A 14,150-nucleotide genomic window follows, 5' to 3' on the forward strand; every position below is an offset into this window, starting at 1 on the left:
GGATTAAACGGGCATCCTAGCCCGCTTCAAATAACGCCATGGCCTCGACATGCGCGGTCTGCGGAAACATGTCGAGGATCCCGGCACGCTTTAGCCGGTAGCCTTGCTTGACCAACTCAACCGTGTCCCGCGCCAGCGTGGCTGGGTTGCAGGACACATACACCAGGCGCTTGGCCCCCAAGGCGGCGAGTTTGCGCACAACCTCCAGGGCACCATCGCGGGGTGGGTCCAAGAGTACCGCAGAAAAGCCCTGTTTGGCCCATTCTGCGTCGGTCAAAGGCTGGGACAAATCGGCCTGAAAAAACTGTGCGTTATGCAAATGGTTGCTGACGGCATTGAGGGCCGCACGGTCCACCATGGCCTGTACGCCCTCCACCGCCACCACTTCGCGTACGTGGCGAGCCAGTGGCAGGGCGAAATTGCCCAGGCCGCAAAACAGGTCCAGTACCCGTTCGTCGGCTTGTGGCGCCAGCCATTGCAGGGCTTGGGCGACCATCGCCTGGTTGACTCCGGCGTTGACCTGCACAAAGTCGCCCGGACGGTACGCCAGCTCCAGATCCCACGCCTCCAAACGGAAGCCCAGGGCCTGACCCGGCTCGACGGACTCCGGCTGCCCTTCCCCGTGCAGCCACAATTGGGCGTCATGGAAGGTGCAGAATTCCTTGAGGATCTGCAGGTCAGCCTCGGACAACGGCGCCATATGCCGCAGCAACACGGCGATGGACGAACCGCTGAACAACTCGACATGCCCCAACGCCTGCGGTTTGCTCAAGCGACGCAGCATCGCTGGCAAACGCTGCATGATCGGTTGCAAGGCCTGTACCAGCACCGGGCAATCATCGATAGCGACGATGTCTTGGCTGGCCACAGCGCGAAAACCCACTTCGAGTTGCTTCGCCTTGGCGTCCCAACGCACGGCTACGCGGGCGCGGCGCCGATAACCGAACTCCGGCCCGCTCAACGGCGCGGCCCACTCTTGCGGTTCGACACCTGCCACCCGCGACAGTTGCTCGGCGAGCATGCGCTGTTTCAGGGCAAGTTGCTGGTCATGAGGCAGATGCTGCACGCTGCAGCCGCCACAGCGGCCAACATGAGCGCAGGGCGCAGGGCGCCGCAGCTCACTCGCCTGGAACACCCGCTCGGTGCGCGCCTCGACCACTTTGCCATGGGCGCCCAACACCCGTGCTTCCACCTCTTCGCCGGCCAACGCACCAGTCACAAACCAGGTGCGGCCTTCAAAGAACACGATGCCTCGGCCATCATTGGCCAGGCGCTCGATGGTCAGGCGTTGTTTCTTGCCCACCGGGATCTGCGGGGCCCGGCTGCCGCCCGTTGGCTGGAAGCGCAAGCCTCTCTCGTGCTTGGCCATCAGTTGGGTTCGTCGAAAATGCCGGTCGACAGGTAACGGTCGCCTCGGTCACAGATGATCGCGACGATCACCGCGTTTTCCACTTCTTTGGACAAGCGCAACATACCGGCCACGGCGCCACCGGAGGACACGCCGCAGAAGATGCCTTCTTCACGGGCCAGGCGGCGCGTGGTGTCTTCGGCTTCGCGCTGGGCCATGTCGATGATGCGGTCTACCCGCGTGGCGTTGTAGATCTTCGGCAAATATTCTTCGGGCCAACGACGAATACCCGGGATGGCCGCGCCTTCCATCGGTTGCAGGCCGACGATCTGAATCGCTGGGTTCTGCTCCTTGAGGTAGCGCGAGTTGCCCATGATGGTACCGGTGGTGCCCATGGAGCTGACGAAGTGGGTGATGGTGCCCTGGGTCTGGCGCCAGATCTCCGGGCCGGTGCTGGTGTAGTGCGCCTCGGGGTTGTCGCCGTTGGCGAACTGATCGAGCACCACGCCACGGCCTTCGGCGGCCATGCGCTCGGCAAGATCGCGGGCGCCTTCCATGCCTTCTTCCTGAGTCACCAGGATCAGTTGGGCACCATAGGCGGTCATCGCCGCCTTGCGCTCGGCACTGCCGTTGTCGGGCATGATCAGCACCATCTTGTAACCCTTGATCGCTGCGGCCATGGCCAGGGCGATCCCGGTGTTACCGGAGGTGGCTTCGATCAGGGTGTCGCCGGGTTTGATCTGCCCACGCAACTCGGCGCGGGCGATCATCGACAGTGCCGGGCGGTCTTTGACGGAGCCGGCCGGGTTGTTGCCCTCGAGTTTGAGCAACAGGGTATTGCTGGTTTCACCCGCCATGCGTTGCAAGCGGACCAGGGGCGTGTTGCCGACACAATCGGCGATTGTTGGGTACTGCAAGGTCATGGCGTATTCGCAATCCAGACTGCGGGGCGCACATCATACCGGGAAAGGCCGGCGGGCCATATCACGCAAAGTGTGGTGCTTATGGCTTAAAGGCATAAGCCGGGTTTATGTCGGGTCGCCATGGTTGCGCTGGAATACTTCATCGCCCATCGCAGCAATCTGCCCTTCGATCAGCGCTTCAAAGGGTTTGAGTAGTGGCTCAAACGACGTCGGCGCTTCCAATACCTGCAACGCTTGCGTGATCGCTTCGACCGTCGACAAGGCGCCAGGCCCCGGCGCCTTGCGCAAGCGATAACGGGAAACGCCGCCTTCGGCCAATGTCACCCGGGGCAACGCCGCCAGCAAGGGGTTGAGGTGCAGCAGTTTGCGCGCCTTGCGCCAGGTGCCATCGGGAACCACCAACAGCAGTGGCTGATCGTCAGGTGCGTAGGCGTGCAGCGGCTCGGCTTCATCCGCCGGGAACAACAGGCGTGCCCGATAGCCAGGCGGGTTCAATAGCGTCGCCAGGTCATCAAACACCTCCCCCACCACCAACTGCGCGTTGTTCAGGCCCAACGCCGCCAGCCGCGCAGTATTGAGCGCATGGCCGACCTCGCTCGGGTGCTGCAACACCAACACGCGGGTGCGGCTGTCGAGGTGGGGGATCAGCGCACACAGGCAGTGCGTGGTCGGGCGCAGGCAGCGCGGGCAATGGGGTCGGGACATGGTGTGTTCAGGCCTGGTTGAGCTGGGTCTTGAGCAAATCGCGGAAGGTCTGGATCAGGGGCTCGCGGCTGCGGCCACGGCGCATGATCAGCGAAAACGGCGCCTGGTAGCCGAAGGTGGCCGGCAGCAAAACGCGCAGGTCGCCCTTGTCAGCCCAGGCCTGGGCGTAGTGTTCGGGCAGGTAGCCAATATAAGCGCCCGACAGCACCAGAATCAGTTGCGCCTCCATACTTTCCACCGTGGCAGCGCTGTGCTTGAAGCCGTGGCGCGCCAGCTCGGCCTGGCTCCAGTAACCTCGCCCGACCATGCGTTGCTGGGTGATCACTTGTTCCGGGATGCGCCGCTCGTTGAACAATGGGTGCCGGTTGCTGCAATACAACCAGTGCTGTTCGCGGTACAGCGGCATGTAGACCAGCCCGCTCATGCGGTTGGAGAACGCACCGATGGCCAGGTCCAGGCGATTGTCCTGGACCCCCAGTTGCAATTCGTAGGGGCTCATCACCGACAGGTGTAAATGCACCGCCGGGTGCTCCAGGCTGTAGGCGCCAATCACTTCGGCGAACGGCAAGGCCTTGTCGCTGACGGTGGAGTCGAGCACCCCGAGCTTGAGGGTGCCGCGCAATTCGCCTTTCAACGCAGCGGCGTATTGCTCGAAACCTTCGAGTTCGCCCAACAGGCGCAGGGTTTCCTGATGAAACAGCTCGCCCTTGCTGGTCAGGCTGAAGCCGCCACGGCCACGATGGCACAGCACCAGGCCCAAGGCTGACTCGAGTTGGCTCATGTAGGTGCTGATGGCCGACGTCGACAGGTTGAGCTCGTGCTGGGCGTTGGCAAACCCTTGGTGGCGCACGACGCTGACGAAGATGCGCAGGAGTTTCAGGTCGGGCAAGGCGTTGGCCATGGGGGCTCCAGGGGGGGCACACTAAATTGTGGGCGCTGGCTTGCCTGCTCCCACATTTGAATGGAGTTTACCCCAGGCTTTAGTTTAGAAAAATCTGAACTAAGTATTTGCCGCTGCCGATTCTTCCTAAGCCAGGCTTTTCGCAGAATCGGCCATCAATAAACAAAACAACGATGAGGCAATCCCGTGGACAAGATTTTCCACCAACCACTGGGCGGCAACGAAATGCCGCGCTTCGCCGGCATCGCCACCATGATGCGTCTTCCCCACCTGCAAACCGCCAAGGGCCTGGACGCCGCCTTCGTCGGCGTGCCTCTGGATATCGGCACCTCGCTGCGCGCCGGTACGCGCTTCGGCCCACGGGAAATCCGTGCCGAGTCGGTGATGATCCGCCCCTATAACATGGCCACCGGCGCTGCCCCCTTCGACTCATTGTCGGTGGCCGATATCGGCGACGTGGCGATCAATACCTTTAACCTGCTCGACGCGGTGCGCATCATCGAAGAAGCCTACGACGAGATCCTCGAGCACAACGTCATCCCCCTGACCCTGGGTGGCGACCACACCATCACCCTGCCGATCCTGCGGGCGATCCACAAAAAACATGGCAAGGTCGGGCTGGTGCACATCGATGCCCACGCCGACGTCAACGACCATATGTTCGGCGAGAAAATTGCCCACGGCACCACCTTCCGCCGCGCCGTGGAAGAGGGCTTGCTCGATTGCGACCGCGTGGTGCAGATCGGCCTGCGCGCCCAGGGGTATACCGCCGAAGACTTCAACTGGAGCCGCAAGCAAGGCTTCCGTGTGGTCCAGGCCGAAGAATGCTGGCATCACTCCCTCGCGCCGCTGATGGCCGAAGTGCGGGAAAAAGTCGGTGGCGGCCCGGTGTATCTGAGCTTTGACATCGACGGCATCGACCCCGCCTGGGCGCCCGGCACCGGCACCCCTGAAATCGGCGGGCTGACCACCATCCAGGCCATCGAAATCATCCGTGGCTGCCAGGGCCTCGATCTGATTGGTTGCGACCTGGTAGAAGTTTCGCCGCCTTACGACACCACCGGCAATACCTCGTTGCTGGGCGCCAACTTGCTGTACGAGATGCTCTGCGTACTGCCTGGCGTCGCGCATCGCTGATAAGGCGAATGCGCTGAGAACAATAAAAACCGCGTCTTCACACTCACAACCAAGGGGATCGCACAGATCCCCGACAACGATGTACCTGACTTTCGCTCGCGTGTTTACCGAGCCAGCTGCCGCCTGATCGCCCATAAAAAATATAATCGGAGAACCGCCGTCATGGCTTTGGATTTATTCGTCGTACTCATCTACGCCGCCGGCATGCTGGTGCTCGGCTACTACGGCATGCGTCGCGCCAAAACCCACGAAGACTACCTGGTCGCCGGCCGTAACCTCGGCCCGTCACTGTACATGGGCACCATGGCCGCTACGGTGCTGGGCGGTGCCTCCACCGTCGGTACCGTGCGCCTGGGGTATGTGCATGGTATTTCGGGTTTCTGGCTGTGCGCCGCGCTCGGCGCGGGCATCATTGCCCTGAACCTGTTCCTGGCCAAGCCGCTGTTGAAGCTGAAAATCTTCACCGTCACCCAGGTCCTGGAAAAACGCTACAACCCCATGGCCCGCCAGGCCAGCGCGGTGATCATGCTGGCCTACGCGCTGATGATCGGCGTGACCTCGATCCTGGCCATTGGCACCGTGCTGCAAGTGCTGTTTGACCTGCCGTTCTGGATGTCGGTACTGGTGGGCGGCGGCGTGGTGGTGGTGTATTCGACCATCGGTGGCATGTGGTCGCTGACCCTCACTGATATTGTGCAATTCGTGATCAAGACCGTCGGCCTGATGTTCATCCTGTTGCCGATCTGCCTGTACCGCGTCGGTGGCTGGGATGAACTGGTGGCCAAACTGCCGGCGTCGAACTTCAGCTTCACCGCTATCGGCTGGGACACGATCATCACCTACTTCATGATCTACTTCTTTGGCATCCTGATCGGCCAGGATATCTGGCAACGGGTCTTCACCGCCCGTGACGAAAAGGTCGCCCAGTACGCAGGCACTTTCGCCGGCTTCTATTGCATCCTGTACGGCCTGGCCTGTGCGCTGATCGGCATGGCTGCCCATGTGCTGATCCCGGACCTGGACAACGTCAACAATGCCTTCGCCGCGATCGTCAAAGCTTCGCTGCCGGACGGCATTCGCGGCCTGGTCATCGCCGCCGCGCTGGCCGCCATGATGTCCACCGCCAGCGCCGGCCTGCTCGCCGCCTCCACTGTGTTGACCGAAGACCTGCTGCCCCGCCTGCGCGGCGGCAAGGCGTCGAGCCTGCGCATCAACCGGCTGTTCACCCTGTTGACCGGCATTGCCGTGCTGGGTATCGCATTGGTGGTGAACGATGTGATCAGCGCCCTGACCCTGGCCTATAACCTGTTGGTGGGCGGTATGTTGGTACCCTTGATCGGCGCGATCTTCTGGAAGCGCGCGACCACCTCGGGCGCAATCACGTCCATGAGCCTGGGCTTTGTGACCGCGCTGGTGTTTATGTTCAAGGATGGGCTGGATGCAAACACGCCGATCTACTACAGCCTGGCAGTGGCGCTGGTGAGCTTTGTACTGGTGAGTTTGCTGTCGCGTCGGCCGGCCAAGGTGGCGGCTGCGGTGGTTTGAGCTATAACAGGGACGAGGATATTTTCTTCAGCGGGCGCGACGTCGGAGGTCGCGCCCGTTTTTTTCGCCTAGTGCAATACAACTGTGGGAGCGGGCTTGCTCGCGAAAGCGGTGTGTCATTCAACCTTTCCGTTGGCTGATACACCGCTTTCGCGAGCAAGCCCGCTCCCACATTTTTTAGCGGCGACGGGGCCGACGTTGCTCGTCATCCGTGCGAATCGGCACCGGTTGCAGCGGAGGCTCGATCAAGCCCAACGCAACGCCAAGGTCGTGGAGCCAGTTTTGGATTTTCTCTTTCATGATTGCCCCCTTTGAGGGTAGTGCTGGCCGGCGTGAGTTCTGTCGCCGTTTCCTACAGTGATAGTAGCCCTAAGTCCTAGGTAATGCTTGAAGGAAACCACAACGAACTATTACTGAATTGATCCGAATCCTGACGGATCGTTCAAGCAATCGCGCGAGTGTCTTGCACGCACAGTGGGTTGCCGTCTTGCTGCAGGTCGATCCATGCATTGAGGTTAGCGCCGAGCATACCCTTTCGCCACATCAGCCAGGTGGTCGCAGTGGCAAAAGGCCCGGTCAGCGGATGAACGGACACGCTGTCCTTGCCGGGAAGGCTTGCGAGCATGGATTCAGACATCAACGCCACGCCGGAACCTGCGATCACGCAAGCGAGCATGCCTTGGTAGGACTCGATCTCGATCGCCCGCCCCATCGCCACTCGCTCATGGGAAAACCAGGTTTCCAGGCGCGTGCGGTAGGCGCAACTGCGCCGGAACGTGAACACCGCACGGCCCGCCACATCCTGAGGGCCACGCACCGGCGGATGATCGGCCTCGCAAATCAGCACCAGGCGCTCTTCGCACAGCGGTACGCCATCCAGGGTGGCGATGGTCAGCGGGCCGTCGACGAAGGCTGCGTCGAGGCGCCCGGTAATCAGCCCTTCCAGCAACTCCCCACTGGGTGCCGACTGCACCTGAAGGTTCACCATGGGGTAAGTCTTGTGATAGCGCGCCAGCAGCTTCGGCAAATGAACTGCGGCGGTGCTGTACATGCTGCCCAATACGAAATCACCGGCCGGTTGCCCGCCTTGTACGGCGCCGTGGGCTTCATCATGCAGCGCCAGCAGGCGAGTGCTGTAGTCCAGCAGTACCTTGCCCGCCGGAGAAAGCTGCAAACGCTGGCGCTCGCGCACGAACAGGTCGACACCCAATTGCTCTTCCATTTGTTTAAGCCGGGTCGACAGGTTGGACGGCACGCGGTGCAGGCGCTCGGCGGCACGGGTAATGGAGCCCTCTTCCGCCACAGCCTGGAAAATGCGCAATTGACTGAACTCCATTACTTTCTCCAAAACTGAACAAGTTACTCACTATTATTCAATTTTACAGAAAGTCAATCCGTCTTAGCCTGCAAGGCATTCGCTTCTTTGCAGGAAACCTGAACATGTCCCCGCTGATTCGTTTACTCGCCAGCTCCGTCGCCCTGATGATGGCCATGGGCATTGGCCGCTTCGCCCTGACTCCGCAAATGCCGCATTTGCTCAGTGAAGGCCAGATCGACCTGACCGGCGCCGGCCTGCTCGCTGCCGCCAATTACCTGGGTTATTTCGTCGGCGCGGTGGACTCGATCTTTGCCCGTAGCCATCAGCATGTGCGCGGGCGCCTCTACGGCGGGTTGTGGCTGTGCGTATTGCTGACCCTGGCGTCCTACTGGGCTAACGGGTTCTGGCCGCACTTGTTGCTGCGCTTTGGCACCGGGGTCGCCAGTGCCTGGGCCCTGGTGATGATTACCAGCCTGAGCCAGCCACTGGCGACTGCCGCCGGCCGCCCGCGCCTGGGTGCGTTGGTGTTTGCCGGGCCGGGGTTGGGGATTGTGCTGACGGGGCTGCTGGCGTTGGTTTCCAACCTATTAGGGCAAAGCTCTGCCACGCTGTGGTTGCTCTACGGGACGGTAGCGCTGGTGATGCTGCTGGCGATCCTGCCGTTTTTACCCAAGCCGGCCGTCACTGTTACCCAGATCTCCAGCGCGGGGAGCAACGGCAGCATCGCGCACCTGTGCTGGATTTATTTCCTGTACGGCCTGGGCTACATCATCCCCGCGACTTTTCTGTCGCAGATGGCCAGCGCTCAATTCAACGGGGCCTGGCAGGCCGATCTGTTCTGGCCCTGCTTTGGCCTGGCGGCCGCGCTGGGAGTGGGGGTGGCCAGCCTGCGCCGCAAGCACCCGAACACCACCCGTCGCTGGCTGATGGCGACTTTATGGCTGCAAGCGGCCGGGGTATTTGCCTGCCTGCTGGGCAATGGCTGGGGCTTGGCGCTGGGCGTGTTGCTGTGCGGTGCGCCATTTTTGGCCTGCATGCAGTTGGTGATGGCGCGATTAAGGGAGGTCGCACCCGATGGCTACCAACGCAGCACGGGGCTGCTGACCGCCAGCTTCGCCGTCGGCCAATTGAGCGGGCCACTATTGGCGTCGGTCAGCAGCCACCTCAGTGGCGGCCTGCAACCGGCGTTGGTCGCTGCCGGTACCGGGTTGTTATTAGCCGGTTCAGTACTGATCAACCGCCCTCTACCGCCGCAGCCGATTTGCACACAAGTGGCCAGCGGTGCAGCAAATGGCGGTTAGGCACGTGCCCCACGCCATGTCCATCAGCGCCAACCCGGCGGACCAGCCTTGAAGCGTGGCCCAGTTGCTCAGGTCATAGGTGCCATAGGCCACCAAGCCAAGCAAGGCGCCCAAACGCGCAGCGCGCTGCCAACTGGCGCTGGGCAAGATCACCAACACCACGCAACCGAGGACATACAGGAGATAGAACAATATCGCAGGCAACAGGCGTGGCTGATCAAGCATCAGCGTGCCAAGCAGGGATTTGTAGGTGGGCCCCATGAGCACGCCGAGCCAAAGGCCGTCGAGGACCAGGAAGGCGAGCAAGGTACCGAGGTAGGCATACAACGACTTTCTGGACATGAGCAAGCCCTACTGTGAAGGCAAGCTTGTTGTGGCGAGCAAGCTTGCTTGCGTTGGGGTGCGAAGCGCCCCCAAAAAAGCTTGCGACTGCTACGCAGTCGAGCGGGAGCAAGCTCCCTCGCCACAACAAGCTCGCTCCTACAGGAGAGCGAAGCGTACTCAGCTTAGTTCAATGCGGTCCGCATGAATCACGATCTGCCCTTGCTTGTAGAGCGCACCAATGGCCTTCTTGAAGTTGCCCTTGCTCACGCCGAACAAGTTGCTGATCACCGCCGGGTCGCTTTTGTCGCTGACCGGCAGGGTGCCGTTGTTGTCACGCAACTTGGCGAGGATCTTCGAGTTCAGGCTGGAGGCCGCTTCCTGGCCCACCGGTTGCAGGCTCAGGCTGATGTTGCCATCGGCGCGGATCTCTTTGATGAAACCCTTCTCTTCCTTGCCCGGACGCAGGAACTTGAACACTTCGTTCTTGTGGATCAGGCCCCAGTGCTTGTTGTTGATGATCGCCTTGAAGCCCATGTCGGTGGCTTCGGCCACCAGCAGGTCGACTTCCTGGCCCACCTGGTAGTTGGCTGGCGTCTTGTCCAGGTAACGGTCAAGGCGAGCGGTGGCGGTGATGCGCTTGGTGTGCTTGTCGAGGTAGACGTGCACCACGCAATACTCACCTGCGGTCAGCTGGCGTTTTTCTTCCGAATACGGCAGCAGCAGATCCTTGGGCAAACCCCAATCAAGGAATACGCCAATGCTGTTGACTTCCACAACTTTCAAACTGGCGAATTCACCGACTTGAACTTTGGGTTTTTCGGTGGTGGCGATAAGTTTGTCATCGCTGTCCAGATAAATGAAAACGTTGAGCCAGTCTTCATCTTCACTGGGAATATCTTTAGGGATATACCGATTAGGCAAGAGGATTTCCCCATCTTGCGCACCATCGAGGTACAAACCAAAGTTAGTGTGCTTGACCACTTGCAAGCTGTTGTAGCGCCCGACTAAAGCCATTTCCAATACCCTCATTGCGTGGGCGGCATTCTACCCGAGTTGGGCCCTGCACGCGCGCGCGCCTGAAAAATCGCGGGCTGGCATGGCGTTCCAATGGCAGCGCCCCACTCGTCTGATCGTTCGGTTCACTTTGAGCAGGCCACCAGCGGGCCACCCGGCCTGTGGTTTCCAGCTAAAACAGTAAGTTAGCGCTTTATTTCGGCGTTGAACTTCGGCTATTTCCAGCGCTGCGTATTAATCCTGAGGGATATTTGCCAAGCAATTGTCAAGTATTTCCTGTACGATGCCTGGCCAAGTTAATTTTCTACAGGTTAGTGGCCGCCATGCGTGTAAAAGCATCCAACAGCAAAGCAAAGCCAGCTCCCGCCGTTGAAACCAGCGAATCGATCAATAGCCAGATTGCTGCGTTCCTCAAGTCCGGCGGCGAAATCCAGCAAATTGCCAAGGGCGTGAGCGGCCAGACTTTCGGCCCGTCCAAGCAGATCAGCCTGGGCAAGAAGTAATAGTCATACCCTCGCACTGTATCTGGTCCCTAAGCGTCTTGCCTTCAAGGCGCTAGGACTAGAGTTGCAACCCCCTCCTCACACCTTCAATACGCAGCTAATCGACGAACGGGCCTCAACGCCAGGCATTCGCCGGTATCCTTGCACACGTCTAGCACGGGCATCCGCCTGAATCTTTCCGTTACTGCTCCTCGCTTTTCATGGAGTGAAGCATGCTTAAACGCTGTATTTTCGTGGTCAGCCTCCTGGTCGCCAGCCCTTTGGCCCAAGCGCATATCTTCCAGCGTGAACTGGGTGACTTCGACCTGAAATTAGGCACCACCCCCAGCCGCACCATGGCCCAGGGCCTGGTCAAGCCGACCGCCCCTGGCAGCGACTCGTTCCACGGTGGCCTGGACCTTACCCACGACAGCGGCCTGTATTTCGGCCAGTTTTCCCCAAACATGGGCCTGTCGTCGGCCAATAACCTTGAAGTCGACTCCTACATGGGCTTCAAGCGTCCGTTCGACCAGACCCTGGGCTACGAAGTCGGCTTGATCCACTACAGCTACCCCAAGGTCAGCCCCCTCGACAGCCAGGAGTTCTACGGCGGGCTGAACCTGTTGGGCAACCGCTTTGGCGTGTCCTTCAGCAACGACCCCGACCGCCAGGACAGTACCCTGTTTGCCGACCTGGGCGGTACCCAGCCTTTCGGCATCGGCGTCAGCATGAAGTACACCACCCATCAACTGGGCACACCGGTCTCGGTAGAGAACGGCGCCATCAGCAGTTTCAGCGATTGGTCGGTGCAGTTTTCCCGGGCCTGGAAAGGCATTGACCTGGACCTGATCTACAGCGGCTCCAGCCTCAGCGGCAGTGACTGCTCGGCCTACTCCGGACACAACTCGCAATGTGATGGGCTGTTGACCTTGAAGGCCGCGCGGTCGTTTTATTGATGGGCTGAACTGTCGCACCCCGCGCAGGTTCACATGCATTAACGCCCTCCATGCAAGGACCTGCCCATGTTGCGCCGGCTCAAACTCCTGATGGTACTGCTGACCCTGAGCCTGGTGCTCGCCGGCTGCAATCGCGTGGGCCTGGCCTACCGTAACCTCGACGTGATCATCCCCTGGACCCTCAACGACTACCTGGACATGAATGCCGGGCAAAAGAGCTGGTTCAACGACACCCTCAAGGAACACCTGGCCTGGCACTGCACCACGCAATTGCCTGGCTACCTGGACTGGCTCGACCGCCTGCAGCAGATGGTCGACAGTAACCAGGTCACCGACGCCGCATTGCAAACCCGTACTGTCGAAGCCAAACAGGCAATTGCCGAGATTGCTCGGGAAATCACGCCCTCAGCTGTGCAATTGCTGCAAGGCCTGGACGATCAGCAGGTCAAAGACATGAGCGATGCTCTGGCCAAGGACCTGCGCAAGCGCCAGGACGAATACCTCAAGCCACCACTGGCTCAACAAATCAAGGAACGCGCCGAGCGTATGAGCAAGCGCCTGGACGCCTGGATCGGCCCGTTGAGCCCAGGCCAGCAAAACCGCGTCACGGCCTGGTCGGCCGAGTTGGGCGCGCAAAACCAAGCGTGGATCGGCAACCGCGCCCATTGGCAGGCGCAATTTATCGAGGCGCTGCAACAACGCCACAATGCCGATTTCCCGCAGAAAATCCAGCAACTGCTGGTGGATCGCGAAAGCCTGTGGACCCCGCAATACCGCGCCGCCTACGCACAGACCGAAGCCGCCGCGCGCGGCTTGCTCGTGGACGTGATGGCCCAAAGCTCCCCAGCGCAGCGCCTGAAACTCACCCAAAAAATCGACAAGGTCCGCAGCGACTTCCAGGCGCTTAAATGCCTGAAAAGCGCACAGTCTTAGTCAGGCGCCAAGGTGCCCAGCCAGGCCACCAGGCCAAGGATGAGCACCACAGCGCCAAACTCCAGGGCCATGCTGCGCCGTAACGCACGGATCGCCACGTTATAATCGCCCGCCGCGATAGATTGTTGCAGAAGCGGCGTCAGGTGAAAGCGATTGAGCGCCGCCAAGGCCAGCATCACGCCGAACAACCCCAGCTTCAGGCATAGCAGCACCGCATAGACTCCGCCGTTGATACCCCCCAGATTCGGCCCGACAACAAACAGATAATTGGCAACGCCAGTGCCGATCAGCACCAAGACAAATCCCGCGCCAATGCGCTCAAAGCCTGCCAATGCGCTGGCCAGAACCTGCACTCGATCATCCTGTGGCAACGGCGCAGGCATCAACAACAAACCGAATGCCGCCAACGCCCCCACCCAACCCGCCGCTGCCAACAGGTGTGCACTGTCGCTGACGATATGCCACACACCTTGCACGCCTTCGTGCATTACGCCGTGCCCTGTCCACACCAGGGTGGCCAACGCCACGCCAGCCGACAGCGTGGCCAGCGCCAGATGAGTGCTCAGTGCCGCCAGGACCAGCGCCGCGATACGCACCCACCACGTCAGCCCCAAGTCGCTCTGCCACAGCATCATCTGCACATGCGGCCATAGCGCCTGCCAATCAGTGGCGCCGCTCATGGATTGGGTCATGACCAATAGCGACGCCACCGAAAACGCCAGCCCCAAGCCGCCCGTCAATCCCATCCATGCCCTTAGATTGAGCCATCTACGTTGCTCAGCGTGCAGACCATAAAGGCCGAACAGTCCCAATCCAAATAGCATCATCAGGTCGAGATAGAGCGCGAAGCGCAATGCGATGGAGATCAGCTCACTCATGGCTGCACGCTGAACACCACATTACCGGTGATCGGATGTGTATCGGACGACACGGCACGCCAATCCACCCGATAGCTGCCGGTGGTAAGTGCGGAGACCGGCTTGATCAACATCACCTTGGGGTCGCTGCTCGCCGACACGCTGGCCTTCACCGGCATCGGCGAATTGGGCATGCCCGGCATGTCGGTCATGATCAACTTGGCCCCGGAAAACTGGGTCAGCAGGTTTTCTGAGAAATGCAATTCAATCACTGCGGGAGCGGCGCCCTGTGCGCCTGCCGCCGGAATGGATGACAGCAGCTTGGGGTGGGCCGAAGCGGGCAGGCTAAGACTTAAACCTACCCACAGCGCAGCACCCAGCAGCGTGGTTTTCAACATAGACATGC

The 14,150-nt window shown here is 60.7% G+C and carries 16 protein-coding genes; 6 read left to right on the forward strand and 10 right to left on the reverse strand.

Going from position 1 to position 14,150, the window contains the following annotated elements; translation table 11 throughout:
* Window positions 1–16: 16 nt before the first annotated feature.
* The 4 genes from rlmD to MHH62_RS16050 form a co-directional block, all read right to left on the reverse strand.
* Window positions 17–1,369 carry a 23S rRNA (uracil(1939)-C(5))-methyltransferase RlmD gene (gene rlmD / locus MHH62_RS16035; protein WP_019820441.1) on the reverse strand — a complete coding sequence of 451 codons (1,353 nt, stop codon included), beginning with the start codon at window positions 1,367–1,369 and terminating at the stop codon, window positions 17–19.
* Complete coding sequence (cysM, locus tag MHH62_RS16040) at window positions 1,369–2,271, reverse strand: cysteine synthase CysM (RefSeq protein ID WP_003193080.1); 903 nt, start codon at window positions 2,269–2,271, stop codon at window positions 1,369–1,371. Before cysM ends, rlmD begins: the two co-directional genes overlap by 1 nt.
* A gap of 105 nt (window positions 2,272–2,376) precedes the next feature.
* On the reverse strand, window positions 2,377–2,976 hold the full coding sequence (locus MHH62_RS16045; RefSeq protein WP_014719405.1) for a DTW domain-containing protein: 600 nt from the start codon (window positions 2,974–2,976) through the stop codon (window positions 2,377–2,379).
* A 7-nt stretch (window positions 2,977–2,983) separates the two neighbouring features.
* On the reverse strand, window positions 2,984–3,877 hold the full coding sequence (locus MHH62_RS16050; RefSeq protein WP_014719406.1) for a LysR family transcriptional regulator: 894 nt from the start codon (window positions 3,875–3,877) through the stop codon (window positions 2,984–2,986).
* Between the two features lie 186 nt (window positions 3,878–4,063).
* On the opposite strand from MHH62_RS16050, the gene speB reads away from it, so the two are divergent.
* Both speB and MHH62_RS16060 read left to right on the forward strand, forming a co-directional pair.
* Window positions 4,064–5,014 carry an agmatinase gene (gene speB / locus MHH62_RS16055; RefSeq protein WP_014719407.1) on the forward strand — a complete coding sequence of 317 codons (951 nt, stop codon included), beginning with the start codon at window positions 4,064–4,066 and terminating at the stop codon, window positions 5,012–5,014.
* A gap of 162 nt (window positions 5,015–5,176) precedes the next feature.
* On the forward strand, window positions 5,177–6,559 hold the full coding sequence (locus MHH62_RS16060; RefSeq protein WP_014719408.1) for a sodium:solute symporter: 1,383 nt from the start codon (window positions 5,177–5,179) through the stop codon (window positions 6,557–6,559).
* Window positions 6,560–6,736: 177 nt separating this feature from the next.
* Here MHH62_RS16060 and MHH62_RS16065 read toward each other — a convergent pair whose 3' ends face one another.
* Both MHH62_RS16065 and MHH62_RS16070 read right to left on the reverse strand, forming a co-directional pair.
* Window positions 6,737–6,859 carry a PA1414 family protein gene (locus MHH62_RS16065; RefSeq protein ID WP_003193089.1) on the reverse strand — a complete coding sequence of 41 codons (123 nt, stop codon included), beginning with the start codon at window positions 6,857–6,859 and terminating at the stop codon, window positions 6,737–6,739.
* Between the two features lie 142 nt (window positions 6,860–7,001).
* Window positions 7,002–7,895, reverse strand: coding sequence for a LysR family transcriptional regulator (locus MHH62_RS16070; protein ID WP_014719409.1), 894 nt, complete (start codon window positions 7,893–7,895; stop codon window positions 7,002–7,004).
* A 104-nt stretch (window positions 7,896–7,999) separates the two neighbouring features.
* Here MHH62_RS16070 and MHH62_RS16075 point away from each other — a divergent pair, with 104 nt between their 5' ends.
* Window positions 8,000–9,178, forward strand: coding sequence for an MFS transporter (locus MHH62_RS16075; protein ID WP_339231315.1), 1,179 nt, complete (start codon window positions 8,000–8,002; stop codon window positions 9,176–9,178).
* Here the strand turns inward: MHH62_RS16075 and MHH62_RS16080 are convergent.
* Together MHH62_RS16080 and MHH62_RS16085 are read right to left on the reverse strand one after the other, a co-directional pair.
* Window positions 9,122–9,520, reverse strand: coding sequence for a DUF2177 family protein (locus MHH62_RS16080; protein WP_103452273.1), 399 nt, complete (start codon window positions 9,518–9,520; stop codon window positions 9,122–9,124). The two genes, MHH62_RS16075 and MHH62_RS16080, sit on opposite strands and share 57 nt — an antisense overlap.
* Before the next feature lie 159 nt (window positions 9,521–9,679).
* Window positions 9,680–10,516, reverse strand: coding sequence for a S1-like domain-containing RNA-binding protein (locus tag MHH62_RS16085; RefSeq protein WP_019820451.1), 837 nt, complete (start codon window positions 10,514–10,516; stop codon window positions 9,680–9,682).
* A gap of 323 nt (window positions 10,517–10,839) precedes the next feature.
* Here MHH62_RS16085 and MHH62_RS16090 point away from each other — a divergent pair, with 323 nt between their 5' ends.
* The 3 genes from MHH62_RS16090 to MHH62_RS16100 all read left to right on the forward strand — a co-directional run bounded on the left by MHH62_RS16090 (window position 10,840) and on the right by MHH62_RS16100 (window position 12,887).
* A complete protein-coding gene (locus MHH62_RS16090) occupies window positions 10,840–11,019 on the forward strand; it encodes a hypothetical protein (protein WP_003193095.1) in 180 nt (59 codons plus the stop codon).
* Between the two features lie 212 nt (window positions 11,020–11,231).
* Window positions 11,232–11,954, forward strand: coding sequence for a TorF family putative porin (locus MHH62_RS16095; protein WP_019820453.1), 723 nt, complete (start codon window positions 11,232–11,234; stop codon window positions 11,952–11,954).
* 66 nt (window positions 11,955–12,020) lie between these two features.
* Entirely contained in the window at window positions 12,021–12,887 is an 867-nt protein-coding gene (locus MHH62_RS16100; protein ID WP_020302672.1) for a DUF6279 family lipoprotein, read from the forward strand.
* Here MHH62_RS16100 and copD read toward each other — a convergent pair.
* On the reverse strand, window positions 12,884–13,765 hold the full coding sequence (gene copD / locus MHH62_RS16105; protein WP_103452271.1) for a copper homeostasis membrane protein CopD: 882 nt from the start codon (window positions 13,763–13,765) through the stop codon (window positions 12,884–12,886). The genes MHH62_RS16100 and copD overlap by 4 nt on opposite strands.
* Window positions 13,762–14,148: a copper homeostasis periplasmic binding protein CopC gene (gene copC / locus MHH62_RS16110; RefSeq protein ID WP_003193103.1), complete on the reverse strand. Its 387-nt coding sequence runs from the start codon at window positions 14,146–14,148 to the stop codon at window positions 13,762–13,764. The genes copD and copC overlap by 4 nt, the downstream gene beginning before the upstream one ends.
* Window positions 14,149–14,150: the final 2 nt, after the last annotated feature.

Origin of the sequence: Pseudomonas sp. FSL L8-0168 (genome assembly GCF_037976155.1) — a bacterium.
Classification (GTDB): Bacteria; Pseudomonadota; Gammaproteobacteria; order Pseudomonadales; family Pseudomonadaceae; genus Aquipseudomonas; species Aquipseudomonas paracarnis.

Coding starts and splice junctions, on each gene's coding strand:
- rlmD (WP_019820441.1), bottom strand. CDS start 1,369: ATGGCCAAGCACGAGAGAGGCTTGCGCTTCCAGCCAACGGGCGGCAGC.
- cysM (WP_003193080.1), bottom strand. CDS start 2,271: ATGACCTTGCAGTACCCAACAATCGCCGATTGTGTCGGCAACACGCCC.
- MHH62_RS16045 (WP_014719405.1), bottom strand. CDS start 2,976: ATGTCCCGACCCCATTGCCCGCGCTGCCTGCGCCCGACCACGCACTGC.
- MHH62_RS16050 (WP_014719406.1), bottom strand. CDS start 3,877: ATGGCCAACGCCTTGCCCGACCTGAAACTCCTGCGCATCTTCGTCAGC.
- MHH62_RS16060 (WP_014719408.1), top strand. CDS start 5,177: ATGGCTTTGGATTTATTCGTCGTACTCATCTACGCCGCCGGCATGCTG.
- MHH62_RS16065 (WP_003193089.1), bottom strand. CDS start 6,859: ATGAAAGAGAAAATCCAAAACTGGCTCCACGACCTTGGCGTTGCGTTG.
- MHH62_RS16070 (WP_014719409.1), bottom strand. CDS start 7,895: ATGGAGTTCAGTCAATTGCGCATTTTCCAGGCTGTGGCGGAAGAGGGC.
- MHH62_RS16075 (WP_339231315.1), top strand. CDS start 8,000: ATGTCCCCGCTGATTCGTTTACTCGCCAGCTCCGTCGCCCTGATGATG.
- MHH62_RS16080 (WP_103452273.1), bottom strand. CDS start 9,520: ATGTCCAGAAAGTCGTTGTATGCCTACCTCGGTACCTTGCTCGCCTTC.
- MHH62_RS16085 (WP_019820451.1), bottom strand. CDS start 10,516: ATGGCTTTAGTCGGGCGCTACAACAGCTTGCAAGTGGTCAAGCACACT.
- MHH62_RS16090 (WP_003193095.1), top strand. CDS start 10,840: ATGCGTGTAAAAGCATCCAACAGCAAAGCAAAGCCAGCTCCCGCCGTT.
- MHH62_RS16095 (WP_019820453.1), top strand. CDS start 11,232: ATGCTTAAACGCTGTATTTTCGTGGTCAGCCTCCTGGTCGCCAGCCCT.
- MHH62_RS16100 (WP_020302672.1), top strand. CDS start 12,021: ATGTTGCGCCGGCTCAAACTCCTGATGGTACTGCTGACCCTGAGCCTG.
- copD (WP_103452271.1), bottom strand. CDS start 13,765: ATGAGTGAGCTGATCTCCATCGCATTGCGCTTCGCGCTCTATCTCGAC.
- copC (WP_003193103.1), bottom strand. CDS start 14,148: ATGTCTATGTTGAAAACCACGCTGCTGGGTGCTGCGCTGTGGGTAGGT.